Annotated in this window: 22 protein-coding genes and 1 pseudogene; 17 read left to right on the top strand and 6 right to left on the bottom strand. The window is 58.4% G+C overall.

The genetic code is table 11. The features are described from left to right. The first annotated feature begins 1 nt into the window (after position 1). From ACOQOY_RS03815 to ACOQOY_RS03780, 8 genes and pseudogenes are all read left to right on the top strand, one after another. Complete coding sequence (locus tag ACOQOY_RS03815) at positions 2 to 1,114, top strand: ABC transporter ATP-binding protein (protein WP_420584162.1); 1,113 nt, start codon at positions 2 to 4, stop codon at positions 1,112 to 1,114. Beyond that, positions 1,111 to 1,182 (top strand): annotated as a pseudogene (locus tag ACOQOY_RS03810) (hypothetical protein); the annotation flags it as partial. The gene ACOQOY_RS03815 and the pseudogene ACOQOY_RS03810, both read left to right, overlap by 4 nt. A 260-nt stretch (positions 1,183 to 1,442) precedes the next feature. Beyond that, positions 1,443 to 2,600, top strand: coding sequence for a GMC oxidoreductase (locus tag ACOQOY_RS03805; protein WP_420584161.1), 1,158 nt, complete (start codon positions 1,443 to 1,445; stop codon positions 2,598 to 2,600). Then, positions 2,597 to 3,355, top strand: a complete 759-nt coding sequence (locus tag ACOQOY_RS03800) for a 3-ketoacyl-ACP reductase (protein WP_420584160.1) — start codon at positions 2,597 to 2,599, stop codon at positions 3,353 to 3,355. Before ACOQOY_RS03805 ends, ACOQOY_RS03800 begins: the two co-directional genes overlap by 4 nt. Before the next feature lie 16 nt (positions 3,356 to 3,371). Beyond that, complete coding sequence (locus tag ACOQOY_RS03795) at positions 3,372 to 4,964, top strand: GMC family oxidoreductase (protein ID WP_420584159.1); 1,593 nt, start codon at positions 3,372 to 3,374, stop codon at positions 4,962 to 4,964. Then, positions 4,961 to 5,269 (top strand): Dabb family protein, encoded by a 309-nt coding sequence (locus ACOQOY_RS03790; RefSeq protein WP_420584158.1) that lies wholly within the window; start codon positions 4,961 to 4,963, stop codon positions 5,267 to 5,269. Before ACOQOY_RS03795 ends, ACOQOY_RS03790 begins: the two co-directional genes overlap by 4 nt. Positions 5,270 to 5,273: 4 nt before the next feature. Beyond that, positions 5,274 to 6,443 (top strand): dihydrodipicolinate synthase family protein, encoded by a 1,170-nt coding sequence (locus ACOQOY_RS03785; RefSeq protein WP_420584157.1) that lies wholly within the window; start codon positions 5,274 to 5,276, stop codon positions 6,441 to 6,443. A gap of 5 nt (positions 6,444 to 6,448) precedes the next feature. Further along, complete coding sequence (locus ACOQOY_RS03780) at positions 6,449 to 7,456, top strand: LacI family DNA-binding transcriptional regulator (protein WP_420584156.1); 1,008 nt, start codon at positions 6,449 to 6,451, stop codon at positions 7,454 to 7,456. 333 nt (positions 7,457 to 7,789) lie between these two features. Here the strand turns inward: ACOQOY_RS03780 and ACOQOY_RS03775 are convergent, their stop codons facing one another. The 4 genes from ACOQOY_RS03775 to ACOQOY_RS03760 are packed head-to-tail and all read right to left on the bottom strand — an operon-like array spanning position 7,790 to position 12,836. Continuing rightward, complete coding sequence (locus ACOQOY_RS03775) at positions 7,790 to 8,350, bottom strand: sarcosine oxidase subunit gamma (RefSeq protein WP_420584155.1); 561 nt, start codon at positions 8,348 to 8,350, stop codon at positions 7,790 to 7,792. Further along, positions 8,343 to 11,288: a sarcosine oxidase subunit alpha family protein gene (locus ACOQOY_RS03770; protein ID WP_420584154.1), complete on the bottom strand. Its 2,946-nt coding sequence runs from the start codon at positions 11,286 to 11,288 to the stop codon at positions 8,343 to 8,345. Before ACOQOY_RS03770 ends, ACOQOY_RS03775 begins: the two co-directional genes overlap by 8 nt. Beyond that, positions 11,285 to 11,572, bottom strand: a complete 288-nt coding sequence (locus ACOQOY_RS03765; protein WP_420584153.1) for a sarcosine oxidase subunit delta — start codon at positions 11,570 to 11,572, stop codon at positions 11,285 to 11,287. The genes ACOQOY_RS03770 and ACOQOY_RS03765 overlap by 4 nt, the downstream gene beginning before the upstream one ends. A gap of 13 nt (positions 11,573 to 11,585) precedes the next feature. Further along, complete coding sequence (locus ACOQOY_RS03760; RefSeq protein ID WP_420584152.1) at positions 11,586 to 12,836, bottom strand: sarcosine oxidase subunit beta family protein; 1,251 nt, start codon at positions 12,834 to 12,836, stop codon at positions 11,586 to 11,588. 187 nt (positions 12,837 to 13,023) lie between these two features. Here ACOQOY_RS03760 and ACOQOY_RS03755 point away from each other — a divergent pair, with 187 nt between their 5' ends. Continuing rightward, positions 13,024 to 13,890 (top strand): urea carboxylase-associated family protein, encoded by an 867-nt coding sequence (locus ACOQOY_RS03755; RefSeq protein WP_420584151.1) that lies wholly within the window; start codon positions 13,024 to 13,026, stop codon positions 13,888 to 13,890. Here ACOQOY_RS03755 and argE read toward each other — a convergent pair. Further along, a complete protein-coding gene (gene argE / locus ACOQOY_RS03750) occupies positions 13,887 to 15,044 on the bottom strand; it encodes an acetylornithine deacetylase (protein ID WP_420587204.1) in 1,158 nt (385 codons plus the stop codon). The genes ACOQOY_RS03755 and argE overlap by 4 nt on opposite strands. After that, on the bottom strand, positions 15,041 to 16,225 hold the full coding sequence (locus ACOQOY_RS03745) for a M24 family metallopeptidase (protein WP_420584150.1): 1,185 nt from the start codon (positions 16,223 to 16,225) through the stop codon (positions 15,041 to 15,043). Before ACOQOY_RS03745 ends, argE begins: the two co-directional genes overlap by 4 nt. Positions 16,226 to 16,310: 85 nt before the next feature. On the opposite strand from ACOQOY_RS03745, the gene ACOQOY_RS03740 reads away from it, so the two are divergent. The 8 genes from ACOQOY_RS03740 to ACOQOY_RS03705 all read left to right on the top strand — a co-directional run bounded on the left by ACOQOY_RS03740 (position 16,311) and on the right by ACOQOY_RS03705 (position 25,576). Next, positions 16,311 to 17,354 carry a pyridoxal-phosphate dependent enzyme gene (locus tag ACOQOY_RS03740; RefSeq protein WP_420587203.1) on the top strand — a complete coding sequence of 348 codons (1,044 nt, stop codon included), beginning with the start codon at positions 16,311 to 16,313 and terminating at the stop codon, positions 17,352 to 17,354. Next, on the top strand, positions 17,351 to 18,496 hold the full coding sequence (locus ACOQOY_RS03735; RefSeq protein ID WP_420584149.1) for a M24 family metallopeptidase: 1,146 nt from the start codon (positions 17,351 to 17,353) through the stop codon (positions 18,494 to 18,496). Before ACOQOY_RS03740 ends, ACOQOY_RS03735 begins: the two co-directional genes overlap by 4 nt. Before the next feature lie 47 nt (positions 18,497 to 18,543). Continuing rightward, positions 18,544 to 19,200, top strand: a complete 657-nt coding sequence (locus ACOQOY_RS03730; RefSeq protein ID WP_420584148.1) for a maleate cis-trans isomerase family protein — start codon at positions 18,544 to 18,546, stop codon at positions 19,198 to 19,200. A 149-nt stretch (positions 19,201 to 19,349) separates the two neighbouring features. Beyond that, entirely contained in the window at positions 19,350 to 20,441 is a 1,092-nt protein-coding gene (locus ACOQOY_RS03725; protein ID WP_420584147.1) for an ABC transporter ATP-binding protein, read from the top strand. A 107-nt stretch (positions 20,442 to 20,548) separates the two neighbouring features. After that, the gene (locus ACOQOY_RS03720) at positions 20,549 to 21,640 is read left to right on the top strand and encodes an extracellular solute-binding protein (RefSeq protein WP_420584146.1); all 1,092 of its coding nucleotides are present in this window, start codon (positions 20,549 to 20,551) and stop codon (positions 21,638 to 21,640) included. Between the two features lie 66 nt (positions 21,641 to 21,706). Further along, on the top strand, positions 21,707 to 22,978 hold the full coding sequence (locus tag ACOQOY_RS03715; RefSeq protein WP_420584145.1) for an ABC transporter permease: 1,272 nt from the start codon (positions 21,707 to 21,709) through the stop codon (positions 22,976 to 22,978). 5 nt (positions 22,979 to 22,983) lie between these two features. Continuing rightward, a complete protein-coding gene (locus tag ACOQOY_RS03710) occupies positions 22,984 to 24,195 on the top strand; it encodes an ABC transporter permease subunit (RefSeq protein WP_420584144.1) in 1,212 nt (403 codons plus the stop codon). Positions 24,196 to 24,355: 160 nt separating this feature from the next. Continuing rightward, positions 24,356 to 25,576 carry an aminopeptidase P family protein gene (locus ACOQOY_RS03705; protein ID WP_420584143.1) on the top strand — a complete coding sequence of 407 codons (1,221 nt, stop codon included), beginning with the start codon at positions 24,356 to 24,358 and terminating at the stop codon, positions 25,574 to 25,576. Positions 25,577 to 25,596 lie beyond the last annotated feature (20 nt).

Genomic DNA, 25,596 nt, shown 5'->3' with positions numbered 1-25,596 from the left:
CATGGGATTTCTGGACATAGACAACGCGACCAAATCCTACGGGACGGTCGAGGTGCTGCACAAGGTCGACATCTCGGTGCAGGAAGGTGAGTTCCTTGTACTTGTCGGCCCGTCGGGCTGTGGCAAGTCGACCCTTCTGAACATGATCGCGGGGCTGGAAGAGATCACCAGCGGCGAGATTCGCATCAAGGATCAGGTGATGAACGGGGTGCATCCGTCGAACCGCAACATCGCCATGGTCTTCCAAAGCTATGCTTTGTACCCGAACATGACGGTCGGGCAGAACATCACCTTTGGGCTTGAGATGCATGGTGTTCCCAAGCCCGAGCGGGAAAAGGCGATGGCCGAGGTCGCCAAGCTGTTGCAGATCGAGCAACTGCTGGACCGCAAGCCCGGTCAGCTTTCCGGTGGTCAGCGACAGCGGGTTGCCATGGGACGCGCGCTGGTGCGGAATCCCGATGTTTTCTTGTTCGATGAGCCGCTTTCAAACCTCGATGCGAAACTGCGGGTAGACATGCGGACCGAAATCAAGAAGCTGCATCAGAACCTCGGAACCACCATCGTCTACGTAACTCATGACCAGATTGAGGCGATGACGCTTTCCAGCCGTATCGCGGTGATGAACGGCGGTTATGTGCAGCAATTGGGTACGCCGCAAGAGATCTATGACACGCCCGCAAATATTTTTGTGGCGACCTTCATGGGCTCGCCCGCAATGAACGTGGTGCCGGCAAAGGTCGCGGTCCTGAACGGCCGTCCTCATGCAGAGGTCGCTGTACACGATGGATCAATGGCGCAACTTCCATTCAGTCAGGACAACTTGGCCGCTTGGGATGGGCGCGAGATTCTGTTGGGTATCCGCCCTGAAACCATCACCGACATGGACGGGGCGGATCGAAAATCCTCGAACATCGCACAGATGGCCAACCGGATCGTAGTGACGGAACCCGCCGGGTCGGACACCTTTGTCTCGATGCAGCTGGGTGGTCGCGATGTGATCGCGCGGATGCGCTCGGATGCCGAGGTCGCGCCTGGTCAGGACTTCAACTTTGCGGTGAACATGGAAAAGGCCGTGGCTTTTGATCCGGAAAGCGAGATGCGAATTCTTCCATGACACGGGCTGATGTCATAATTATTGGATCGGGTATCGGGGGGTCAACGTTGGCTGCGGCGTTGGCGCCGTCGGGTCGCCGCATTCTGATCCTTGAAAGGGGTGAGCGGCTGCAACCCTCGCAGCAGGATCGAGATCCAGAGGCGATCTTTGCCAATGGACACTTTCGCCCCGACGAAACTTGGCTGGACGGAGCGGATAATCCTTTCAATCCCGGAAACTATTACTGCGTGGGCGGCAACTCAAAGTTCTACGGAGCAGCTTTGATACGCTATCGGCAAGAGGACTTTGAGCCGCGTCAGCATATGGGGGGCATTCGCCAGGTTGGCCCATGTCTTACGAAGAGTTGGAGGCAGACTACACCAGGGCGGAACAGCTGTATGACGTGCATGGAACCATCGAAGAAGACCCCACTGAACCGCAGCACAGCAGAAGCTACCCGCACTCACCCGTACCAGATGAGGTGGACATCGCCGACCTTAGGGAACGGTTAAGCCACACGGGTCTTACGCCGTCCTCGGTGCCTTTGGGCGTGGATATCGACACATGGCTGGAGGCAGGGCAAACGACTTGGGACGCGTTTCCCAATACGTGCAATGGAAAAATGGATGCCGAAACCAGTGCGCTCGCCAAGGCGTTGAAGCATGGGAATGTCGAGCTGTTGACCGGCGCGCGCGTTCGAAAAATCACCGCCAGCAATGAGGGCCGCGTTACAAGTGTCGAAGTTGACGGTCACGGTACGCTCCTCGCGCCGGTCATCGTGCTCGCAGCGGGTGCGGTTCAATCGTCGGTGTTGCTGCTGCAATCTGCGAACGAAAATTGTCCAACCGGTCTTGGCAACCGGTCCGATCAGGTCGGTCGAAATTTCATGAACCACAATTGTTCGGCTGTGCTGGCCTTGCATCCTCTGCGCCGAAACAGGGCCGTCTATCAAAAGACGTTGATGTTCAACGACTATTACAACGGCGACGGGCAGGGCGGCATGCCCTTGGGCAACATTCAGATGCTGGGCAAGATCACCGGACCGATCCTTGCGTCGCAGACGCCACTGCCGGGACCGATTGCTGCACTGATCGCCAATCGAAGCTTCGATTTCTACGCGATGTCCGAGGACCTGCCCAACCCAGATAGCCGCGTGACGGTCGAAGGTGATCAGATCAGGCTGGACTGGAAACGATCGAATTGGGCGGCGCATGAGGCCCTTGTGGCTAAGTTGAAGGCGCATCTGAAACAAGCGGGTTTCCCGGTGTTGCTGTCACGGCCATTTGACCGGCGCACGCCGTCGCACCAATGCGGCACGGCTCGAATGGGAAACGATCCGGCTCGAAGCGTCGTCGACACGTATTGCCGCAGCCACGACCACCGGAACCTGTTCATTGTCGATGCGTCGGTTCTGCCGACCTCTGCGGCGGTTAACCCGGCCCTGACGATAGCTGCACTCGCGCTCAGGACGGGGCGTCACATCATTGAAACGGAGTTTTCCGAATGACCGGAACAGCATTGGTGACCGGAGGACAACAAGGCATTGGCCTTGGGATTGCGCGCGCCTTGATCGCGGCGGGGTACAAGGTCGCTGTGGCCTCTCGCTCGGCACCTGACAAACCGGCCGTGCAAGCGGCATTGGCCCAGCTTGGTCAAAATGCGATCTATGTGCAGCACGACGTGTCCGACATTGATTACGTGCCGACACTACTGGATCAGGTCGAGTCCGAGTTTGGCCCGATCACAGCCTTGATCAACAATGCCGGTGTCGGCGCACCGGTACGTGGCGACATGCTGGATCTGACGCCTGAAAACTGGGACTTCGTTCAGAACATCAACCTGCGCGGTGCGTTTTTTCTGGCGCAAGAGGTGGCACGGCGCATGTTGCAGCAGCCGCAAGACACCTATCGTTCGATCACCTTTGTAACCTCGGTCAGCGCGACGATGGTGTCGATTGAACGCGCAGAATACTGCGTGTCCAAAGCGGCTGCGGCGATGATGGCTCAACTGTTCGCGGTGCGTATGGCCCCTCATGACATCGGCGTTTTTGAGCTACGACCGGGCATCATCGCAACCGAGATGACGGCAGGCGTGCGTGATAAGTACACCGACCGTATCCAAGGCGGTCTTGTCCCCGCAGCACGCTGGGGTGAGCCCGAGGATATTGGGTCGGTCGTTGTCCCGCTGGTTCAGGGGCAGATGCATTTTGCCAACGGCGCCGCCATCCCGGTGGATGGCGGTCTGTCGATTTCACGTCTGTAAGCTAGGGCGCATCAGAATGTCTGAAGGATTTGATTTCATTGTCATCGGAGGTGGTTCAGCAGGCTCGGTCATTGCTGCGCGCTTGTCGGAAGAGCCATCAGCTAAGGTACTGTTGCTTGAGGCCGGTTCATCCGACCGCCACCCGTTCTTTCACCTGCCCGCCGGCTTCGCAAAGATGACTAAAGGTATTGGCAGTTGGGGATGGTCCACGGTTCCGCAAAAACACATGCAGAACAAGGTCTTCAACTATACACAGGCCAAGGTGATCGGCGGTGGATCAGCGATCAATGCGCAAATCTATACGCGTGGTGCTGCGCAAGACTACGATGACTGGCGGCAAATGGGATGCGAGGGGTGGGGTTATTCTGATGTACTACCCTATTTCAAAAAGTCCGAAGACAACGACACCTATGACGATGAGTTTCATGGCAAGGGTGGACCGCTGGGCGTGTCCATGCCCGCAGCGCCTCTACCGATCTGCGACGCGTACATCAAGGCCGCCGGGCAGGTGGGTATTCCTGAAACGCGTGATGTGAATGGCGCGAAACAGGACGGCGCGGGATACTATCAACTGACCCAGCGAAATGCGCGACGATCTTCTGCCGCGATGGCGTTCATAGCGCCCAACCGCAGCCGCCCGAATCTGACGGTACGCACTGGGGCTCAGGTACGGCGGATCATGGAAGACAAAGGTCAGGCGACCGGTGTCGAAATGATGAACGGTGACAAGATCACCGCGTCCAAAGAGGTTATTCTGTCTTCCGGGGCCATCGGCTCACCGCGCCTGTTGCAATTGTCGGGTATTGGTCCGGCGGACCATTTGGACAGTCTTGGAATCGAAGCGATTTTTCATCAGCCTCAGGTGGGTGCGAATTTGCAGGATCATCTGGATCTGTATTCCATCTGCGAAGTGACTGGCCCGCATACCTATGACCGTTTTGCCAAGCTGCACCTATCGGCCTTTGCAGCCCTGCAATACATGTTCACCCGCAAGGGGCCGGTGGCGTCCAGCCTGTTTGAAACTGGCGGGTTCTGGTACGCAGACCCGGAGGTGCGCTCGCCAGACCTCCAAATGCATTTGGGGCTTGGCACCGGCATCGAAGCCGGGGTCGAAGCCATGCCCAACGGTGGTGTCACACTCAATGCCTGTTTCCTGCGCCCGCGGTCCCGGGGGACGGTCCGGTTGAAAAGCTCCGATCCTGCGGCGATGCCGCTGATCGACCCCAACTATCTAGCTGATCCGTATGATCGCGAGATGTCCATTCGCGGTCTGAAGCTGGTTCAGAACATTCTCGCGCAGGATGCTCTGAAGCCATACATTCTGGCAGAACGCCTGCCGGGTCCGGACGTAAAGACCGAGCAGGAGTATTTCGACTTCATCTGCGTCCATTCCAAAACATCGCACCATTGCGCTGGGACTTGCCGGATGGGCAGTGATGCCGATGCCGTCCTGGACCCACGCCTGCGCTTCAATGGGATCGAACGATTGCGCGTCGCGGACGCGTCGATCATGCCGACAGTTAACTCCTCGAATACAAACGCACCAACAATCATGATCGGTGAGAAGGCCGCTGACATGATCAAACAAGATCAGGGTATCTCGCAATGATCCGCCATATCGTACTGACCAAATTCCGCCCCGATGTGACCGAAGAGACCATAGAGCGCATCTATAAAGGCCTCGCGGACGTGTCCGAGGCCCTTCCGGGCGCCAGCGGGTTCACCGGAGGCCGCAGTGAAAGTCCTGAGCAGATAGAGCGTGGATATATGCATGGGTTCGTGATCGATTTCAAAGACTGGACCGCATTGGACACCTATCAAAACAACGAAACGCACAAGGCACTGGGCGCTCAGCTTGTCGAGAACGCCGTTGGCGGGATCGACGGTATACTGGTTCTGGATTTGGAGGTCTGAGACGATGCAACTGATTTTGCCAAATCCCCAGGGGCAGCTTGAGCCCTATGCCCTGACCGGCACGCCGTTGGTGCCGCGTGCTCCGAAAGTACCTTTGACGCGCACCGCTTTTGCTGCGGCGCATGTGGTTTCAGACCCGCTTGCGGAACGTAACCCCTGGGATACGCGCCCTGCGGTAGATTGGGACGCGACCTTGCGTTTTCGTCAGGGGCTTTGGGATCAGGGACTGGGGCTGGCCGAGGCCATGGACACTGCGCAGCGGGGTATGGGCGTTGACTGGGAAACTGCATTGGAATTGATCCAGCGCACTATGAAGGCTGCGCAGGCACACCCGTTGTCGCCTCGGGTGGCTTGTGGGGCAGGGACCGATCATCTGCCGTTGAGCGCGTTGAACACAGCAGGTGAAATCCTGTCGGCCTACGAACATCAGGCCGAAGCGATTGAAGCCGCCGGAGGGCAACTGATCCTGATGGCGTCACGCGCCTTTCCAGCGATTAATGCGGGTCCGGACACTTATCACGATGTTTATCGCGCGCTGATAGATGGGGCTGCGGAGCCCGTAATTCTGCACTGGCTCGGGGACATGTTCGATCCTGCTCTGACCGGCTATTGGGGTAGCACAGATGTTGATGCGGCCAGCGACTTTGTGTTGTCCCTGATCAACGAAAACCCGGCCAAGGTCGATGGGATTAAAATATCCCTTTTGGATCAGACACATGAAGAAGCCTTCCGGGCGCGATTGCCCGACGGGGTGCGTCTCTACACCGGTGACGATTTCAACTATGCCGCCCTGATTGCCGGAGATGGTGCGCATTTTTCTCATGCTCTGCTTGGGATTTTCGCGGCGATTGCTCCGGCCGCCAGCCAAGCGCTTGAGGCTCTCGCGATGAACGACATGGAGCGCTACAACGCGCTGTTCGCGCCGACCGTGCCGCTCAGCCGCGAGATTTTTCGTGCCCCAACGCGGTTCTACAAAGCAGGGATCGCCTATCTGGCTTGGCTGAACGGGTCGCAGTCGCATTTCATCATGCCGGGTGGGTTCCAATCCAGCCGAGACATATGTCATTACGCGCAGGTGTTCAGGCTGGCGGATCAGGCCGGTTTGCTCTCGGACCCGGAACTGGCTAAAGCACGTATGACCACGCTTCTCAGCCTGCATGGAGTTGAACAATAGCCTGAATGCGCAGACCCACGATCATAGATGTCGCCAACTCGGCGGGCGTTTCAAAGTCGACGGTAAGCCTTGTGTTGCAGGGTAGCCCGCAAGTTAAGCAAGAAACGCGCAAGCTGGTTCATGAAGCGATGAAAGAGATCGGGTATGTTTATAACCGATCGGCGGCAAATCTGCGGTCGTCCGGGACTGCGCTCATCGGTTTGGTAATCAACGACCTGACGAACCCATTTTTCACCGAGTTTGCAACGTCATTACAGATGGCACTGGGGTCCCGAGGCTATGCGGTCGTAGTGGCCAATACAAACGAAGACCCCGAGCTTCAGGATCAGGTTGTGGGCGCGATGCTGGAGCACGGGGTTTCTGCCTTGATCCTGTCGCCAGCTTATGGCGATGTTTCAAACACCATATCCGCGGTTGAGCGCGCCGGCATCCCTTTGATGCAGGTCTTGCGGCACGTTGAAAGCGAAACGGCGAGGTTTCCCTTCATCGCCCCGGATTATGCAGATGGCGGACGGGCGGCAACGCAACACCTAATAGAAACGGGTTCGCGGCACATCGCCTTCATTGGTGGCTTGGATGGTGCCGAAGTCACTCAGGAAAGGCTGTCCGGTTATATTGCAGCAATGAAAGATAACGGCTTACAACCTATTGTTAGAACCGGGAAATCCAGCCGTTCGTTTGGGCACGAGGCCACCATTGATCTTTTTAGAGAACATCCGGAATGCAACGCTGCGGTTTGCTTTAATGATCTTGTCGCATTTGGGATGATCAATGCCTGCCATGAAACGCATGTTAAGGTTGGCCAAGAGTTTCAGATCGTTGGTTTCGACGACATCAAGGAAGCCTCGGAATGTTGGCCTGCTCTGTCTACTGTACATTGCGGAGTTTCCGGATTTGGAAAACAAGTAGCGGACACTGTTTTGCTGTGGCTGCAAGATGGTGTCGCGCCAGCGCGACACACGCGAACCTCTACGCGCTTGGTTCTGAGGCAAACCACTAAGGACAAAGTTTAGGCAAAGGGAACATCGGCCTTTTTCGACAAGCGCCTTCAAAAACTTGGTGGAAGGATGAGCATTGTCGAGAATAGCTTTGAAAGAGCGTGGTTCACGCCACTAAGGTCGGGTGGACGGTTCTTGCAAACGAACTCGACTGCCTGAGACCCGTTCGAATTTGTCTGGCAGTACCGCCACACCACTCTAAAATTGGTTCCCCTCGGTTCTGGCATCAGGGTTTCGTCGTTCTTGCAGAATCCGCTAGAGCCGACGCTCAAAGCAAAAGGCAGGACGGTATTCACCAACCTGCCTTCTCCTGTAATGACACCTGATTTCAGCAGGGCTACGCGGTCGCTAAAGCGCCGAGCGCATCGCAGCGACGATTGCGTGATGCAGCGAACCGGCCGAAGAGCGTGGGCCATAGATGCTGATCAAATCAGGCGACCGACGCAGCAGGAAACAACCGACATGGTGGATCGAACACCGTGCCGCGCTACCCTCGTTCATCTTGCGCGGATCCAGCTGCGACAGCAGCTCCAGAACGGCCAGAATCCCATCTCCGGCAAGGTCGAAACGGGTCCAGGAGTCGGTTTGTTCGGTCACTGAGGCCGCGTCACCCATCACGGCCTTCGCCTGGCTGGCAATGTCCTCATGGGTGTCAAACGGGGCCTCGACCATCCACTGGTCCGGCCCGGCCCAGAATGCGCTGATTGTCGACCCGGCCCATGCGCCGATTTCGGGTGAGGGCGCGTCGATGAAACCAGACAGTGCCTTGGCCGCTTTACTTTCCTGCCCCATCCGCGCGGCGACAGAGGCAAGCGCGACGCCCGGCACTTCGGTACAGGTGACGCCCGCGACGGTGTCTACACGTGGCTCAGTTCCGCCAAGGGCGGTTATCGCTACAAGATCATGCACGCAGACGTTCTCCTTCGGGGTCGACGAAATGGGCCGAGACAAGTTCCACCTCTACAGTCAGGTCGGTCAACGGCGAGACCAGGCGCATCTTTTCGCCCAACCGCTCAGCTCCGTTCTTCACAAGGCCCAGACCGATATTGCTGTTCAAGATCGGCGAATAAACGGCGGATGTGACATAGCCCTGATCATGGGCGGCATCCACCGGGCCGTCGGCGCTCATCAGATGCCCGCCCGCAGTAATTTTGTCCTCGGGTTGCAATGGTTTGATGCCGACAAGCCGCAGAACATCGGGTTCCACCAGCGCCTCACGCTCGGACAGGGTAGAACCGATGCTGTCTTTCTTCTTTGACACCATTTTGCCCAGCCCAAGGTTCAGCGCTGTGGTGGTGCCGTTCAACTCATTGCCAGCTGCGTGGCCCTTTTCGACCCGCATCACGCCGAGTGCCTCGGTGCCATAGGGGGTTACGTCGAATTCTTCGCCCTCAGCCATCAGACGCCGCATGAGGGCGTCGCCATAGCGCGACGGAACGGCGATCTCATAGGCCAACTCTCCCGAGAACGAAATGCGGAACAGCCGCGCCCGCAACCCGCCACAGACTGTGACGTTGCGGCAAGCCATGAAGGGAAAACCTTCGTTCGACAGGTCGAACTCGGGGTCCACAATCTTTTGCAGCAGTTTCCGCGAGTTTGGACCGGCCACAGCGTATTGCGCCCAGGCCTCGGTCGTTGAAATCAGTTGCACGTCCATGTCGGGGAACAGGCATTGGCGCACAAACTCCATGTGGCGATAGACGCTGACAGCGTTTGCCGTGGTTGTGGTGACGACGAAGTGATCTTCGGCCATCCGCGCGGCGGTGCCGTCATCCATCACCATCCCGTCTTCGCGCAGCATCAGGCCATAGCGGGTTTTGCCCACGGCCAACTTGGCAAAGCCGTTGGCGTAAATGCGGTTTAGAAACTCGGCTGCGTCTGCACCCTGAACGTCGATTTTGCCCAGTGTGGTACAGTCGCACACTCCGACCGAGGCGCGGGTCTGGCGCACTTCGCGGTCCACAGATTGCCGCCAATGAGTCTCACCGGGTTGCGGGAACCACTGCGCGCGCAGCCAGTTGCCGACCTCGACAAACACCGCGCCGCGTTCCTTGGCCCAGTAGTGCGAGGGCGTCAGTCGGGTGGGGTGGAATTCCTGCCCTTTCATACGGCCTGCAAAGGTGCCGATTGCAACCGGCGTATAGGGCGGGCGAAAGATGGTGGTGCCGACCTCGGGGATCGACTTGCCCGCGACTTCGGCCATGATCGCCAACCCGGCGATGTTCGAGGTCTTACCCTGATCCGTCGCCATACCCAGCGTAGTATAGCGCTTCAGATGCTCGACCGAGCGGAAGCCTTCCTGATAGCTCAGCTTCACGTCCTTAACGGTCACGTCGTTCTGTTGGTCCACCCAGGCGCGTTTGCAACCCTGAACGTACCAGAACGGCTTTTGAGCGACCGGAGCATCCTCGGCCTCGGGCAGGTCGGGCAAGGCGCTGGTGAGATCCAGCGCCTTGGCCGCGCCTTCGGCACCGGATTGAAGCGCACCGCGGGTCGACATGATCCCGTTCGCCGCACCGGCAACCGACATGCCCGCAGGCAGTTCGGCACCGGGGACAAAGGCTGCCATTGCCTCGTTCCAGACCGGGCGCCCGCGTTGATGGCAGGTCAGGTGAACGTTCGGATTCCATCCGCCCGACACGCCCAGCGCGCCGCAATCCAGCGTTCGGGTTGAGCCGTCCGGCATCGCGACTTCAACAAAGCTCAGGCCAAGGCGTCCTTTGGTATCGACAACTTGGCCGCCCTTCAGGACCTCATAGTCATAGCTGGTCGGCGCATCGTCTCGCACATCGACAACGGCGGCGATTTTGACGCCCTTGGCGTGTAGATCGGCGGCTGTCCGGTGGCCGTCATCGTTGTTGGTAAAGATCGCCACACGCTGAGACGCCGTGACCGCGAACCGGTTGGCATAGGTGCGCAACGCACTGGCCATCATCACGCCGGGGCGGTCGTTGTTCTCAAACGCAATCGGGCGCTCGGTGGCTCCGGCACACAGCAGAGCTTTCTGGGTGTAGATGCGCCATAGGATTTGGCGCGGCTTGCCAGCGGGCAGGGTGGGCAGGTGGTCGCCGGTGCGTTCGACCGCGCCGTAAATGCCATGGTCAAACGCGCCGATCACGGTCGTGCGCGACATCAGCCGGACATTGGGCATCGACGACAGTTCAGCCACCGCCTGCGTGACCCAGTCCGCAGCGCTGAGATCGCCCATTGCAAAGGTCTCGCTGTTCAGGCGACCTCCAAGCGCGAAATCCTCATCTGCCAGAATGACATCCGACCCGGCACGCCCAGCGGTCAGGGCAGCCATCAGACCGGCAGGACCGGCACCGATGATCAGCAGATCGCAGTGACGGAACCCCTTGTCATATTCATCGGGGTCGGCCTCCATCGACAGAGAACCCAGCCCGGCGGCGCGGCGGATCATCGGCTCATAGAGCTTTTCCCAAAACGCGGCAGGCCACATGAAGGTTTTATAGTAGAACCCCGCCGACAGGAAATTCGAGAACAGGTCGTTTACCGCCAGCGCATCGAATTTCAGACTGGGCCAGCGGTTCTGCGAGCGGGCCTCGAGCCCGTCAAACATCTCGATCGTCGTGGCGCGAGTGTTGGGTTCCTTACGCGTGCCAGTGCGCAGTTCGACCATACCGTTGGGCTCTTCGGACCCGGCGGTCAAAAGGCCGCGTGGGCGGTGATACTTGAACGACCGCCCAATCAGACGCACGTCGTTGGCCAGCAGGGCCGAGGCCAGAGTATCGCCCGGATGCGCGGTATAGCTGCGCCCGTCGAACCGGAAGGAAACAGAGGTATTGCGGTCGATCTGACCACCATCAAGCCGGTTGCTTTGTGTCATTTGGATCGCCCCCGTGCGCGGGCCACGTCGCGGGCCAGTTCCACCTTTGAAATCTCATGCGTCAACGTGTTGCGCGTGACGACCAGCCAGGATCGGTCTCCGGCCTCGTGATACCACAGCTCTTGATGCTCACCCGCGGGGTTGTCGCGCAGGTAGCCGTATTCATAAAACGCCTCGGCCGCGTTCTCGGCCTGCCAGTCGGGGCGGTCGATCAGCGACGCGTCACCTAGGTAGGTGAATTCCGAGGCATCGCGCGGACCCAAAAGGGGATGGTTGATAATCATTGAACGGTCCCCCTCAGTGCAGGTTGGGCTGGTTGCCCACGCCTTTTTCGTCGATCATCTGGCCCTTCTGGAACCGGTCAAAGCGATAGGCCGTGGCGACCGGGTGCGGCTCATTCTTGGCAAGCAGATGCGCAAAGCAATGGCCCGAGGCCGGGGTCGCCTTGAACCCGCCGTAACACCAGCCGCCATTGAAATAGAGCCCGTCAACCGGCGTACGGTCGATGATGGGCGAGCCGTCCATCGACATGTCCATCACGCCGCCCCACATCCGCAGCAGACGGGCGCGGCCGATCATGGGCATCAGGGCCATGCCGCCTTCGCAGACATCCTCAACCACGGGCAGGTTGCCGCGTTGCGCATAGGTGTTATAGCCGTCAATGTCGCCGCCAAAGACAAGGCCGCCTTTGTCGGACTGGCTGACATAAAAATGGCCTGCGCCAAAGGTGATGACGCTGGGCAGGACGGGCTTCAGACCTTCAGAAACGAATGCCTGCAATACGTGGCTTTCGATGGGCAACCGCATTCCAGCCATCCCCATCACACGTCCGGAATTACCCGCGACCGCGCAGCCGACCTTGGTGGCGCCGATAAAGCCTTTGGAGGTCTCAACGCCCAGACATTTGCCATTCTCAATCCGCAGGCCAGTGACCTCGCAGTTCTGAATGATGTCGACGCCGTGCAAGTCCGCCGAGCGCGCATAGCCCCAGGCCACCGCGTCGTGCCGGGCTGTGCCTCCGCGGCGCTGCACCAACCCGCCCTTAATCGGAAAGCGGGCGTCGTCGAAGTTCAGATAGGGATGTTCCTTGCGCACCTGATCGGCGTCTAGCAATTCAGCGTCCGCGCCGTTCAGAATCATCGCATTACCACGCCGCGTATAGGCATCGCGCTGGCCGTCGGTGTGGAACAGGTTGATGATCCCACGCTGGCTCATCATCGCGTTGTAGTTCAGGTCCTGCTCCAACCCTTCCCACAGTTTCATCGAGAATTCGTAGAACGGTTCATTTCCGTCCAGCATGTAGTTCGAGCGGACAATCGTCGTGTTCCGCCCCACATTGCCGCCACCGATCCAGCCTTTTTCGACAACGGCCACGTTACGCTGACCATAGACCTTGGACAGGTAATGCGCCGTGGCAAGCCCATGGCCACCACCGCCAATGATAACGACGTCGTAATGAGCCTTAGGTTCAGGCTCGCGCCAGACCGGTTTCCACCCTTTGTGGCCGGTGAGCGCCTCTTTGATGACTCGGAAGCCGGAATATCGCATGACTCAGACCTTTTTTCGGAACAATTCACCAAATGAAGGCGTTTTGATATCCTCAGATGCGACATGGACTTGTCTGAATCAGACTTTGGGCCTGCTTCTCAGTCCGATCCCGCACCCTGATAAGAGCCAATGGCGCGCCCGTTCACAATGCGCTAAGCGTGTTGGGACGCAGGGAGGGAGAGCGAGCATGAAACTGAAACATCCGAATTTCGCGGCGCCTGAAGATGGAGAAGATCGCAAGGCGGTAACGCCGGTTATTTGCTACCCGCCTGAGACTTTGGACCAGCCTGACCTGACCGCTCTGACACAGTTGCGGAAGAACGCAGTAAAAATCGCCGAGGCTGTGGCGGCACCGCGTGATGCGGCCTGCATCGACGTACCGGCCGGTGCCTTCATTCGTGTCACTTCCGTTGATGGTCCGCAGGTCGGGGATCTGAATATGTGGAACAAGCATGACCTGTCCGAGCGGTTCTATTCTGGCAAAACCCGCGCGCTGCACGGCACTCATCTGTCGACCGGGGACCGCATGTGGTCCAGCTTTCCCAACATGCGCCCGATGGCGACCGTGGTTGATGATACACTTGACTGGTACGGGTTCGACGATTTCGGCGGCTCGGTCCATGACGTGATCGGGACGCGCTGCGATCCTTATACCGGGCGTTTGCTGACGGGTGGTGACTATCATTATTGCTGCCACTCCAACCTGACCCGAGCGCTCGCCAGCCACTGTGACCTGCCGCTGCATGAGGCCGAGATGCTGGTGCATGACGTGCTAAACGTTTTCATGTGCACCGGGTTCACCCGCGACACCGGGCAGTACTTTATGAAGGCCAGCCCAGTACGTCCCGGCGACTACCTCGAATTCTATGCAGAGATTGATCTGATCGTTGGCCTATCCGCCTGTCCCGGAGGGGACTGTTCGTCCGAGCACTCCTCGGACGTTGCCGCTTGTTATCCGCTGATGATGGAGGTCTATGATCCCGGCGAGGCAGCGCGCGCAGCGCATGTTGAGCCCGCACGCTCGGCCTACGATCGCACGCACGGAACCGGTTAGGCGATCAAACGGCGGCCCAACCGGTCCAGCATCCGGCAACACAGATCAAGCTGCTCGATCTCGACATACTCATCCGCCTTGTGGGCCTGCGTGATCGAACCGGGCCCACAGACAATCGCGTGAACACCCAGTTGCTGGAACAATCCGGCCTCGGTCGCGAAGGCGACCACCCCGGTGCCGTTGGCCCCTGTCAGTTCGGCCACAAGCTCACGAGCGGCGTTTTCGTCCATAGGCTCAAGGCCCTCAACCTCGGCCACCGCTTCCTGAGTGATGCTGGCTTCGGGGTGAACAGCCTGCATCTCGGGCAGCAGGGTGTGTTTCACATAGTCCGTCAGGGTATCGCGTACCAGATCAGCGTCGCTGGACTGAACCGGGCGCATTTCCCACGCGACCTCGGCTTTGCTTGCGATTACGTTATGAGCGACGCCACCCGAAATTCGACCGACATTGACCGTGGTCCAAGGGGGTTCAAACGCGCTGCCTTTCGGGGCGCGGGATTTCAGGATATGGCGCAGTTCCAGTAGCTTGCTGATATAGCGCGCAGCGTATTCCGCCGCGTTCACGCCGTCGTCGGGGGCTGAGCTGTGTCCTTCGAGGCCCACAAAGCTGGTGGTGTACTCAAAGCAACCCTTGTGTCCTTCGATCACACGCATCTCGGTGGGTTCACCGATGATGGCGATATCCGGGACAATGCCGCGTTCGGACAGGTCGTTAACCAAATTTTGCGCCCCCAAACAGCCGGTTTCCTCATCATATGTAAAGGCAAAATGCAACGGTTGAGTCAGTTTGCTGACATCCAGCGTTTCGGCAAAAGCCAGCGACGCGGCGATGAAGCCCTTCATGTCGCAGGTACCGCGACCGTAGAGCTTTCCGTCCTGCTCGTTCATTTGAAACGGATCGGTGGTCCAGTCCTGATCGGCTACGGGAACCACGTCTGTATGGCCGGACAGCAAGATGCCGCCGGGCATGTCAGGCCCCAGCGTAGCAAAAACGTTGGCCTTGGCTCCGGTCGCGTCCCGCGTTTCTATGCACCGCGCGCCCAACGCCTCAAGCCGTTCGGTCAGATAGCGGATGATCTCAAGGTTGCTGTCGGCGGACACCGTTTCAAAAGCGATCAGGTCTGCGAGGATGTCTTTGGTTCTGAGCAGGGTCATGGTTTCACGAACAGTTTGCGGGGCCGGTTGCAGAAACACTCAGCGGGTCCGGTTTCGGTGATCAGAATGGATTCGGTGATCTCAAGGCCCCAGTCATCCATCCAGAGGCCGGGCATGAAATGAAAGGTCATGCCGGGTTCAAGAACCGTCTCGTCCTCGGGGCGCAACGATATGGTGCGCTCACCCCAGTCCGGCGGATAGCTGAGGCCCACCGGATACCCACACCGCGCGCCGCGTTCGATCCCGGCGCGTTCCAGCGGGGCGGCCAGTGCCAGTGCGATATCGCGCGCCTGATTGCCCGCGCGGGCGGCGTCGAGACCGGCCTCAAGCCCCTCGACCAAGGCGGCCTCGGCCCGTAACAAGTGGTCGGGCGGCTGGCCGAGGAAGACGGACCGGCAGAATGGGGTGTGATAGCGGCGATAGCAGCCGGACAATTCAAAGAACGTACACTCACCGGATTTGAAGGGCGCACCGTCCCATGTCAGATGTGGGGCCGACGCTTCGGGGCCAGAGGGCAGCAGGGGCACAATGGCCGCATAATCCCCCCAGTCTTCGCCGACACCCGAAACGGCATCGTGATAAATCTGTGCAACCAGTTCATTCTTGCGCACCCCAGGCTCAACCCGGTCCAGCACACCGTCGATCACATGTTCAGAGATCCGCGCGGCCTTGCGCATCAAGGCGATCTCCTCATCGGATTTTACTGCTCTCTGCCAATTCACCAGCGCGTTTGCGTCAACCAGTTCGGCCTGCGGCAACTCTGCCACCAAAGTCAGATGGGCCTTGGCAGAGTAATAATAGTTGTCCAGCTCAACGCCGATCCGGCCCGTCGCCAGCCCGATATCACGGATCAGGGCGGCAAGATCCTGCATTGGATGGCGAACCGTCGATTGCACATAGTGATCCGCGTAGCCATAGATGCAGTCATCTGCCATCCAGACCGTGCGCCGTGCGCCGTTGGCATCCTGACTGCGCCCCCACCAGATCGGGTCACGATCATGCAGGACCAGAACGCCCTGATGCACATAAAAGGACCAGCCCTCATAACCGGTCAGCCACGCCATGTTCGACGGGTCCTCGACAAACAGCGCCTCCAATCCGGCGGCGGCCATCGCGGCGCGCGTTTTTGCCAGTCGGCGATCATATTCAGTGGGGCTGAAGGCCGGGTTGGCGTGTGCCATGGGCTGCTCCTGTGAGGACCGAGTTTTGTTGACAGAACTTGACGAATCCGATCACGTCAATGGGCAACTCAGGAAAGACACTCATTTGAAAATCACATCCAACCCTCATCGCGGCGGCCCGAAGCTGATCGAAGCTGCGCCATTCCCGTCTACAGACGCCAAACGGGTGGCCGATCTGCTACAGCTCTGCCCGGCAGCCGCTGAGACGCCATTGCTGACGGTCGAAGGATTGGCCGACGTTAACGCACTGTGGGTAAAGGATGAGCGAGGCAGGATGAACCTCGGCTCATTCAAGGCATTGGGCGCGGCTTATGTCATCGCACGCCACGCGGCTGACCTGAATGCGCGCCCGGGAAAGGATACGTTGTCCGGCCGTACTTATGTCACGGCAAGTGCGGGCAATCACGGGATGAGCGTAGCTGCAGGTACCCGAATCTTCGGCGCGAAAGCGGTTGTTTACATTGCAGATACCGTCCCTGAGAGCTTTGCTGATCGGTTGCGCGCACAAAATGCGCAGGTCGTGCGGCATGGTGCCGGTTACGCAGCCAGCATGGAGGGTGCCAGCAAAGCCGCGGACGAGAACGGCTGGACATTGCTCTCGGACAGTTCTTGGGACGGGTATTTCGATCTGCCTTACATATTGATGGAAGGGTATTTGCAAATGGCTGCCGAGGCCGCACGACAATGCCCCCAAGCACCCACACATATCATGCTGCAAGCAGGCGTCGGCGGACTTGCGGGTGCTGTCGCGGCCTATGCTCGGCAGGTCTGGGGTGACGCGCCGCGGATCATCGTGGTCGAACCCGAAGCGGCTCCGGCGTTGCAAGCCAGTATCGAGGCAGGGGCCTGCGTCTTTGCTGATGGTCCCGACAGCGTTATGGGGCGGCTTGATTGCAAAGAACCTTCCCTGATCGCGTTGAACGGTTTGGCGCGCGATGCCGATGCCTTTCTCACCCTGTCCGACCAACAGGTCATCGACCATCTTGCCGCGATGGACGCCGCTGGTATCGCGACCACGGCATCTGGTGGGGCAGGGGTCGCTGCTGTCATGACCCCAGAGGTCCGCAGCGCCTTAGGCATCGGACCAGACGCTCGGGTGCTGTGTTTCCTGTCCGAGATCGCGGAATGAGGGGGTTTGACGACTCTGAGTTCCAATCACGCACGGAACGCGCGCAGAGCCTGATGGACAAGGCCGGTCTGGCAGCCTTGTTGCTGACAACGGAACCTGAACTGCGTTATTTCACCGGCTACCTGACCCGGTTCTGGGAAAGCCCGACGCGACCATGGTTTCTGATCGTGCCAGCCTCGGGCAAGCCGGTTGCGGTCATCCCGTCGATCGGGGCTGCCTTGATGGGCCAAACGTGGATTGAGGACATCCGCACCTGGAGCGCACCGGATTTAGCCGATGACGGCGTCAGCCTGCTGGCTGAGACCCTGCGGGACGTGTGTCCCGATGGGACCCTGATCGGTGTGCCGGATGGGCATGAAACTCACGTTCGAATGCCGCTGGCTGACCTCAAGCGGGTGCAGGACGGATTGGGAAATCGGCGGCTGGGCAGTGATAACGGAATATTGCGGGCCTTGCGGATGATCAAATCCCCGGCCGAAATCGAAAAGATCGAAACCGCCTGTGCCATCGCCGGGCGGGCCTTTCATCGCGTCTCTGAGATTGCGAATGAGGGCGTAACACTGGATGAGGTGTTCCGCCGGTTTCAGATGTTGTGTCTTGAAGAGGGCGCGGACTGGGTGCCCTACTTGGCCGGAGGGGCCGAGCGGGGCGGCTATACAGATGTGATTTCTCCGGCGCGCCCGATCCCGCTGCGGTCAGGGGATGTTCTGATGCTGGATACCGGCTTGGTCTGGGATGGCTATTTCTGTGATTTTGACCGGAACTGGTCAATCGGTGCGGCCTCGTCCAACGTGCGCGATGCGCATGCCGTATTAATTGAGGCCTCAGACGCAGCATTCAATATCGCCCATCCCGGCGCGACAGCCGCCGACCTTTTTCATGCGATGAACCAGGTTCTTTCCCGTCACAGCGGGGACACCGGAGCCGGACGTCTGGGGCATGGCGTGGGCATGTCGCTGACAGAGTGGCCTTCCCTGATCCCGTCCGATCATACAGTTCTTGAGCCGGGGATGGTTCTGACGCTGGAACCGGGCATTGCCGTGGCTGATAAAATATTGGTTCACGAAGAGAACATCGTCATCACCAATGATGCTCCGCGCTTTATAAGCCCTAAAGCCCCAGCGGAGTTACCCGAGATATGAGCTATTTGCCTTACACTCTGGATAAGGATGATCCCGACGCCACACCGATGGGGCTGATCGTCTTACAAACCGACGAAACCATCGAGCCGGAATTCAACACCTATTTCGCGGATCGGTCTTGCCCGATCTATGTCTCGCGCATCCCAAGCGGGGCAGAGGTGTCTAAAGACACCCTCGCGCAGATGGAAAATGCCTTGCCGATGGCGGCGGATTTGCTGCCCAAAGCCCGGCCATATCGTGTGGTTGGATACGGGTGTACGTCCGCCAGTTCCGTCATCGGATCCGAGGTTGTTGAGAGCATGGTTCAGCGGACTTGTGATGCTGCGGTGGTCACGAATCCCCTGCGTGCGGCGTCGGCTTGTGCGGCCAGTTTGGGTGTTGCGAAATTCGCATTATTGTCCCCTTATATCGAAGAAGTGAACAATCCTCTGCGCCGCGCCTTTGCTGAAAACGGAATTTCAATGGATGTTTTTGGCTCATTCGGCGAGGCCGAAGAATCGAAGGTCGTTCGAATCTCGCAACAGTCCGTTGTAGATGCAGCCATGAAGCTAGGCGCCGATTCGGCGGTTGAAGCTGTCTTCATAAGTTGCACAAATTTAAGGACTTTTGATGCAATTGCCGAAATTCAGAAGCGTCTTGGAAAGCCGGTTTTGTCCAGCAATCAAAGCCTTGCGTGGCACATGCGGGAATTAAACCGGCGCTGACGATCACGCATTCGAAATCCCATTGTGATCCATTTTTCATATTTTTAGTTGCGCGACGCGCATGGCTTGGCCTTTAATGAGGCCTACAGGTCCTTGAGATCCGGATGAACCGGGCGACCAACAGACCGCACAGGGAGCCAAGTCGGTATATGTCCAATGACGCAGCGTTCGTCGAATTTCAACGTGTGCAAAAGTCCTATGATGGCGAAATACTCGTTGTAAAAGATCTAAACCTCTCAATGCCAAAAGGTGAGTTTCTGACAATGCTGGGGCCGTCAGGGTCTGGCAAGACGACTTGCCTGATGATGCTGGCGGGGTTCGAAACCGCCACACATGGCGAAATCATGTTGGACGGGCGTCCGATCAACAACATCCCACCGCACAAGCGCGGTATCGGGATGGTGTTCCAGAATTACGCACTGTTTCCGCACATGACCGTGGCCGAGAACCTCTCATTCCCGCTGGAAGTGCGGAAGTTGGGCAAGGATGAGCGCGAAGCGAAGGTCAAGCGCGCGCTGGATATGGTTCAGATGGGCGCCTTTGGCAGCCGTCGACCGGCACAGTTGTCGGGCGGGCAGCAGCAGAGGATCGCTCTGGCCCGTGCGCTTGTGTTTGAGCCGGAACTGGTTCTGATGGACGAACCTTTGGGCGCGCTCGATAAGCAGCTGCGCGAACATATGCAGTTTGAAATCACCCGCCTGGCGCACGAGCTGGGAATTACCACTGTTTACGTGACACACGACCAGACCGAAGCGTTGACGATGTCGGATCGCGTTGCGGTGTTCGATGATGGCCGCATTCAGCAATTGGCCCCGCCAGACCTGCTGTATGAAGAGCCCGAGAACAGTTTCGTTGCCCAGTTCATCGGTGAAAACAACACGTTGGAAGGCGTTGTTAAATCCATCGACGGTGACTCTTGCGTGGTGGCTTTGGATGATGGGTCCGAAATTGATGCGATGCCGGTCAATGTTCACAATGCGGGTGAGCGTACCAAGGTGTCGATCCGGCCTGAGCGTGTTGAGTTCAACAAAGACCGCCTGCACGCCGATGCGCATACGCTGAAGGCGACGGTCAAAGAGTTCATCTACATGGGCGACGTGTTCCGCTTCCGCCTGTCGGTTGCCGGCAATGATGATTTTATCATCAAAACCCGGAACGCACCGGACGCCGTCAAGCTACAGCCTGGCCAAGAGGTCGAGATCGGCTGGCTTGCCCACGACTGCCGAGCGCTGGACGCCTAACAGAATACCTGCGTGGTCTGCCCGAGTGCGCAGGGAAAAGGATGGCCGGGTTACCCCGTGATCCGGTCTTTGAGTCAAAAAGTAACGGGTATAACAGGGAGTTAACTATGAAAGTTACCAAAACCACTCTTTTGGCGAGTGCGGTTGCCGCTGTTGCTGGTGGCGCTATGGCCCAAGAGATGACCATCGTCTCATGGGGCGGTGCCTATTCCAAGTCGCAGTTGAAAGCTTATCACGAGCCCTATTCCGAAAAGACCGGCGTCACCATCCTGAACGATGACAGCTCGGCCGAGGCGGTTGCCAAACTGCGCGCCATGAACGAAGCGGGCAACATCACCTGGGATGTGGTCGATGTTGTTGCCGCCGACGCGATCCGTCTGTGCGATGAAGGTCTGGCGATGGAAATTGATCCTGACGTTCATCTGGCCGCTGCGCCCGATGGCACGCCTGCGTCCGAGGACTTTGGCGACTTGCTGGTCAGCGACTGCTTTATCCCGCAGATCGTCTATTCGACCACATTCGGCTATCGCACCGATCTGGTGGGTGACACGCCGCCCTCCGATGTTTGCGCGGTTTTCGATCTCGAAACCTATCCGGGCAAACGCTCGCTTGAAAAACGTCCGATCAACAACATGGAATGGGCATTGATCTGTGACGGCGTTGCAAAGGACGACGTTTATGACGTTCTAGCGACTGCGGAAGGTCAGGACCAAGCTCTGGCCAAGCTGGACACCATCAAGGATAGCGTTGTCTGGTGGTCCGCCGGTGCCGATACGCCTCAGCTGTTGGCTGACGGCGAAGTCATTATGGGTTCGACCTATAACGGCCGTCTGTTCAGCGTGATCGAAGAGCAGAAGCAGCCCGTTGCTATGCTGTGGGACGCGCAGGTGTTCGATCTGGACGGCTGGATCATTCCTGCCGGTCTGAGCGAAGAGCGTCAGCAGCGCGCGCTGGACTATATCATGTTCGCAACCGACACCCAGCGTCTGGCGGATCAGGCCAAGTGGATCTCGTACGGCCCGGCCCGTGCTTCGTCGGCTCCGCTGGTTGGTCAGCACGCCGATCTGGGCATCGACATGGCACCGCACATGCCGACCGACCCGGAAAACGCCAAGAACACGTTCCTGTATAATTACGAGTTCTGGGCTGACTATCGCGACGATATCGACGCGAAATTCCAGGCGTGGCTGGCACAATAAGCCGGTTTTGAAAGACACGGTCGGGGCCGCCATTGGCCCCGACCCACCAAAGACCAAGGGACGCAGATGACTGACGCTACTCAATCAGGTCCGATGCTGGCCGCCGACGGCACGCCGCTGAAGAAATCACTCGCGCGGTCACTACGCCGCCGCAAACTTCGGGCACTGGCTCTTGTTGCGCCCCTTCTACTGTTTGTTTTGCTGTCCTTCGTGATCCCGATCGTCTCGATGCTGTTCCGGTCGGTCGAAAACGGCATCGTGGCCGAAACGCTCCCACTGACGGTGGTTGAGCTGAAGAACTGGGATGCCCAGAGCGGAGAACTGCCAGACGAAGCTCTCTACGCAGCTTTTGCCAAGGATATGGTCGCCGCCGTTGAAGCGAAGGCCCATACCAGGCTTGGTAGCCGATTGAACTATGAACAGACGGGCATGTCATCAATGTTCCGCCAATCCGGCCGTAAGATCAAACGGTTGGACGTCGAAGCTGATGCGCCGTTCAAAGAGAAGCTGATTGATATTCACGACGGTTGGGGCGACGTAGACACGTGGCGCACCATCAAGACGCACGCTGTGCCGATCACCAATGGCTACTTCCTGAATGCCATTGATATGCAGCGCACACCCGAGGGCGCTCAGGCGCAGCCGGAAGACAAGCAAATCCTCATCAAGCTGTTTGGGCGCACATTGTTCATGTCGCTGGTGATTACGGGCTCGTGTATCCTGTTGGCCTATCCAATTTCGTATTTGCTGGCGAACTTGCCGATGCGGGTCTCGAACCTTCTGATGATCCTGGTGCTGTTGCCGTTCTGGACCTCACTTTTGGTGCGAACTTCTGCATGGAAGGTGATGTTGCAGCAGCAGGGCGTGATCAACGACACGTTGGTCTGGCTGGGGCTTGTGGCGGACGATGCGCGGCTTGTGATCATCAACAACCAAATCGGTACGATCATCGCAATGACGCATATTCTGCTGCCGTTCATGATCCTGCCGATGTACTCGGTGATGCAGACAATACCGCCATCCTACACACGCGCGGCCAAGTCGATGGGGGCAACGAACTGGACCACGTTCTGGAGGATCTACTTCCCCCAGTCCATTCCGGGTATCGGTGCGGGCTCGATCCTCGTGTTCATTCTGGCGATCGGCTACTACATCACGCCCGAAATCGTCGGCGGCACCAAGGGTGTCTTCATCTCGAACCGGATTGCCTACCACATCTCGTCCTCACTGAACTGGGGGCTTGCTGCGGCGCTGGGGACGATCCTGCTGGCGGTCGTTCTTCTTCTCTACTGGGTCTACGACAAGATCGTGGGCATCGATAACGTCAAACTGGGATAAAGATCATGGCAGCACTTACACCAATATCCCGCAAGCCGTTGTCGATGGTCCTGCCGTCGGTCGCAATCGCCGGAGGTTTCCTGGGCATGTTCGTCGGGGCCGGGCAGGGCAGTGTCCTGCTGGGCATTCTGATCGGCGCCGCCCTGATGGCCGGTCTGGCATGGCTCTACATCACCGTTCTTGACAATGAACGTGTGGCCCGCTGGATCACGATCCTCGGACTGGGCGCGGTTGGGTTTCTCTTCGCCGGGTTCTCGGGGCTGATCATCGGTCTTCTGGCCGGGTGGTTCTTTGCCTTCTTCATCTTCTGGCTTTACGAAGGGCGGTATCGGCGAAAACTATTGCCCTATATGACCGGCCAGCAGGTGTTCTGGCACTATGCCTTCCGGGTGATCTGCGGAGCGATCTTCGTCTTCCTGATCACACCGATCCTTGTGGTTTTGCCGCTGTCGTTCAACGCTCAGGACTTCTTTACCTTTACGCCCGAAATGTTGCGTCTGGACCCAGAAGGGTACTCGCTGAAACATTACCGCGACTTCTTCACCAACAATGAATGGCAGCGGAGCTTCAAGAACTCGCTGATCATTGCGCCGATTGCGACTGTCATTTCAGTGTCGTTGGGAACGCTGGCCGCCATCGGCCTAAGCCAGAGCCACGTACCGGGGCGGCGGGCCATCATGGGCATCCTGATTTCGCCCATGATCGTGCCGCTGATCATCTCGGCCACGGGTATGTTCTTTTTCTACAGCGACATCGGACGTTTCCTCGAAGGGACACTGGGCATGGACAAGAACTTTGTTGGCTACATCAAAGTTATTCTGGCTCATGCCGTTCTTGGCATTCCGTTCGTCATCATCACCGTGACGGCGACTTTGGTCGGGTTTGATCAGTCGCTGACCCGTGCAGCAGCGAATATGGGCGCAGGACCAGTGCGGACGTTCTTTAAGATTCAGATGCCACTGATCCTGCCAGGTGTGATCTCGGGTGGTCTGTTTGCCTTCATCACTTCGTTTGATGAGGTGGTGGTTGTGCTGTTCGTCGGTTCGGCCAGTCAGAAAACTCTGCCATGGCAGATGTTCACCGGCCTGCGGGAACAGATCAGCCCGACCATTCTGGCGGTTGCGACGATCCTTGTGGTGATTTCGATCGCATTGCTGACCACGGTCGAACTACTACGGCGGCGGTCGGAACGGCTGCGCGGTCTCAGCCCGGCTTGACGCGACTCAAAAGCTGATTTAGCGATTTCACTGTGCACCCCGGTCGCGATGGCGTCGTGACGAAACGCGGGGTGCATGGCTCTCGGTTCCCGAGGCCGCTTGCCCTGAACGCCGGGGCTTGTGGCCGGGCCTTGCCTGTCCGGCATTGAGGAGAGACCAAATGTTTGACCTGAACAATCGCCCAGAGTTCTTCACCAGCCACAATGGCGACAAAGCGCCTTTGCCCTTCAGCAAGGCCGAATACGACCGGCGTCTGGCCAGCCTGCGTGCGACAATGGCTGCCCGCGATATCCCGGCGGTCCTGCTGACGTCGATGCACAACATCGCCTATTTCTCGGGTTTTCTGTATTGCGCCTTTGGTCGTCCGTATGGCTGCGTTGTGACGCAGGATGCTTGCACCACTGTGTCGGCGAATATCGACGGAGGTCAGCCATGGCGCCGCTCGGTTGAAGAGAACGTCATCTACACCGACTGGCAGCGGAACAACTTTTGGCGTGCGGTTGCCAAGTTGATTGGTTCGGCCCGTCGGGTTGGCATTGAAGGCGATCACCTGACGCTTGCGATGCGAGACACTGCGCTGGACATGCTGGGCAGGCCCGAACTTGTGGATATCGCTCCCGATACGATGGCCGCGCGGATGGTCAAATCTGCGGAAGAGATCGAGCTTATCAAGGCCGGCGCACGAACAGCTGACGTAGGCGGTGCAGCCATTCACGCCGCCATCAGCGAAGGCGCGACAGAGATCGAAATCGCCATGGCCGGGCGCGATGCGATGGAAGCTGAGATTGCGCGGGCCTATCCGGATGCCGAATATCGTGACACTTGGGTCTGGTTCCAGTCGGGCCTGAACACCGACGGCGCACATAATCCGGTCACCAAGCGAGCACTGCAAAAGGGCGATATTCTGTCGCTGAACACGTTCCCGATGATCTCGGGCTACTACACCGCGCTGGAACGGACCCTTTTCCTTGGTGAACCAGACGCCGATAGCCTGCGCATCTGGAAGGCCAACGTCGCCGCGCATGAGCTGGGTCTGAGCCTGATCAAACCCGGTGCAACATGCTCGGGCATCTGTGAAGAGATCAACCGTTTCTTCGCCGATGAGGGCCTGCTGCAATATCGCTCATTCGGTTATGGCCATTCTTTCGGCATTCTCAGCCACTATTACGGTCGTGAGGCCGGCTTGGAGCTGCGTGAAGACATCGACACAGTGTTGGAGCCCGGCATGGTCGTGTCCATCGAGCCAATGGTCTGGATTCCCGAAGGCCAGCCCGGCGCGGGTGGCTATCGTGAGCATGACATTCTGGTTGTCGAAGAAACCGGTGCTGAGAACATCACCGGTTTCCCCTATGGTCCGGAACACAACACGATCAGTGCCTGATCGAATTGGCAGGAAGGGCG

It is taken from the genome of Ruegeria sp. (assembly GCF_965221235.1).
Classification (GTDB): Bacteria; Pseudomonadota; Alphaproteobacteria; order Rhodobacterales; family Rhodobacteraceae; genus Ruegeria.
The sequence above is the reverse complement of the archived record's forward strand: the minus strand, read 5'-3'. Positions and strand labels throughout refer to the sequence as shown.

Excerpts from the sequence above, each read along its gene's own strand:
- ACOQOY_RS03765 (WP_420584153.1), bottom strand. The coding sequence starts at position 11,572 with ATGATTATCAACCATCCCCTTTTGGGTCCGCGCGATGCCTCGGAATTC.
- ACOQOY_RS03815 (WP_420584162.1), top strand. The coding sequence starts at position 2 with ATGGGATTTCTGGACATAGACAACGCGACCAAATCCTACGGGACGGTC.
- ACOQOY_RS03795 (WP_420584159.1), top strand. The coding sequence starts at position 3,372 with ATGTCTGAAGGATTTGATTTCATTGTCATCGGAGGTGGTTCAGCAGGC.
- ACOQOY_RS03760 (WP_420584152.1), bottom strand. The coding sequence starts at position 12,836 with ATGCGATATTCCGGCTTCCGAGTCATCAAAGAGGCGCTCACCGGCCAC.
- ACOQOY_RS03770 (WP_420584154.1), bottom strand. The coding sequence starts at position 11,288 with ATGACACAAAGCAACCGGCTTGATGGTGGTCAGATCGACCGCAATACC.
- ACOQOY_RS03790 (WP_420584158.1), top strand. The coding sequence starts at position 4,961 with ATGATCCGCCATATCGTACTGACCAAATTCCGCCCCGATGTGACCGAA.
- ACOQOY_RS03735 (WP_420584149.1), top strand. The coding sequence starts at position 17,351 with ATGAGGGGGTTTGACGACTCTGAGTTCCAATCACGCACGGAACGCGCG.
- ACOQOY_RS03755 (WP_420584151.1), top strand. The coding sequence starts at position 13,024 with ATGAAACTGAAACATCCGAATTTCGCGGCGCCTGAAGATGGAGAAGAT.
- ACOQOY_RS03805 (WP_420584161.1), top strand. The coding sequence starts at position 1,443 with ATGTCTTACGAAGAGTTGGAGGCAGACTACACCAGGGCGGAACAGCTG.
- argE (WP_420587204.1), bottom strand. The coding sequence starts at position 15,044 with ATGACCCTGCTCAGAACCAAAGACATCCTCGCAGACCTGATCGCTTTT.
- ACOQOY_RS03725 (WP_420584147.1), top strand. The coding sequence starts at position 19,350 with ATGTCCAATGACGCAGCGTTCGTCGAATTTCAACGTGTGCAAAAGTCC.
- ACOQOY_RS03720 (WP_420584146.1), top strand. The coding sequence starts at position 20,549 with ATGAAAGTTACCAAAACCACTCTTTTGGCGAGTGCGGTTGCCGCTGTT.
- ACOQOY_RS03705 (WP_420584143.1), top strand. The coding sequence starts at position 24,356 with ATGTTTGACCTGAACAATCGCCCAGAGTTCTTCACCAGCCACAATGGC.
- ACOQOY_RS03800 (WP_420584160.1), top strand. The coding sequence starts at position 2,597 with ATGACCGGAACAGCATTGGTGACCGGAGGACAACAAGGCATTGGCCTT.
- ACOQOY_RS03780 (WP_420584156.1), top strand. The coding sequence starts at position 6,449 with ATGCGCAGACCCACGATCATAGATGTCGCCAACTCGGCGGGCGTTTCA.
- ACOQOY_RS03745 (WP_420584150.1), bottom strand. The coding sequence starts at position 16,225 with ATGGCACACGCCAACCCGGCCTTCAGCCCCACTGAATATGATCGCCGA.
- ACOQOY_RS03715 (WP_420584145.1), top strand. The coding sequence starts at position 21,707 with ATGACTGACGCTACTCAATCAGGTCCGATGCTGGCCGCCGACGGCACG.
- ACOQOY_RS03785 (WP_420584157.1), top strand. The coding sequence starts at position 5,274 with ATGCAACTGATTTTGCCAAATCCCCAGGGGCAGCTTGAGCCCTATGCC.
- ACOQOY_RS03710 (WP_420584144.1), top strand. The coding sequence starts at position 22,984 with ATGGCAGCACTTACACCAATATCCCGCAAGCCGTTGTCGATGGTCCTG.
- ACOQOY_RS03730 (WP_420584148.1), top strand. The coding sequence starts at position 18,544 with ATGGGGCTGATCGTCTTACAAACCGACGAAACCATCGAGCCGGAATTC.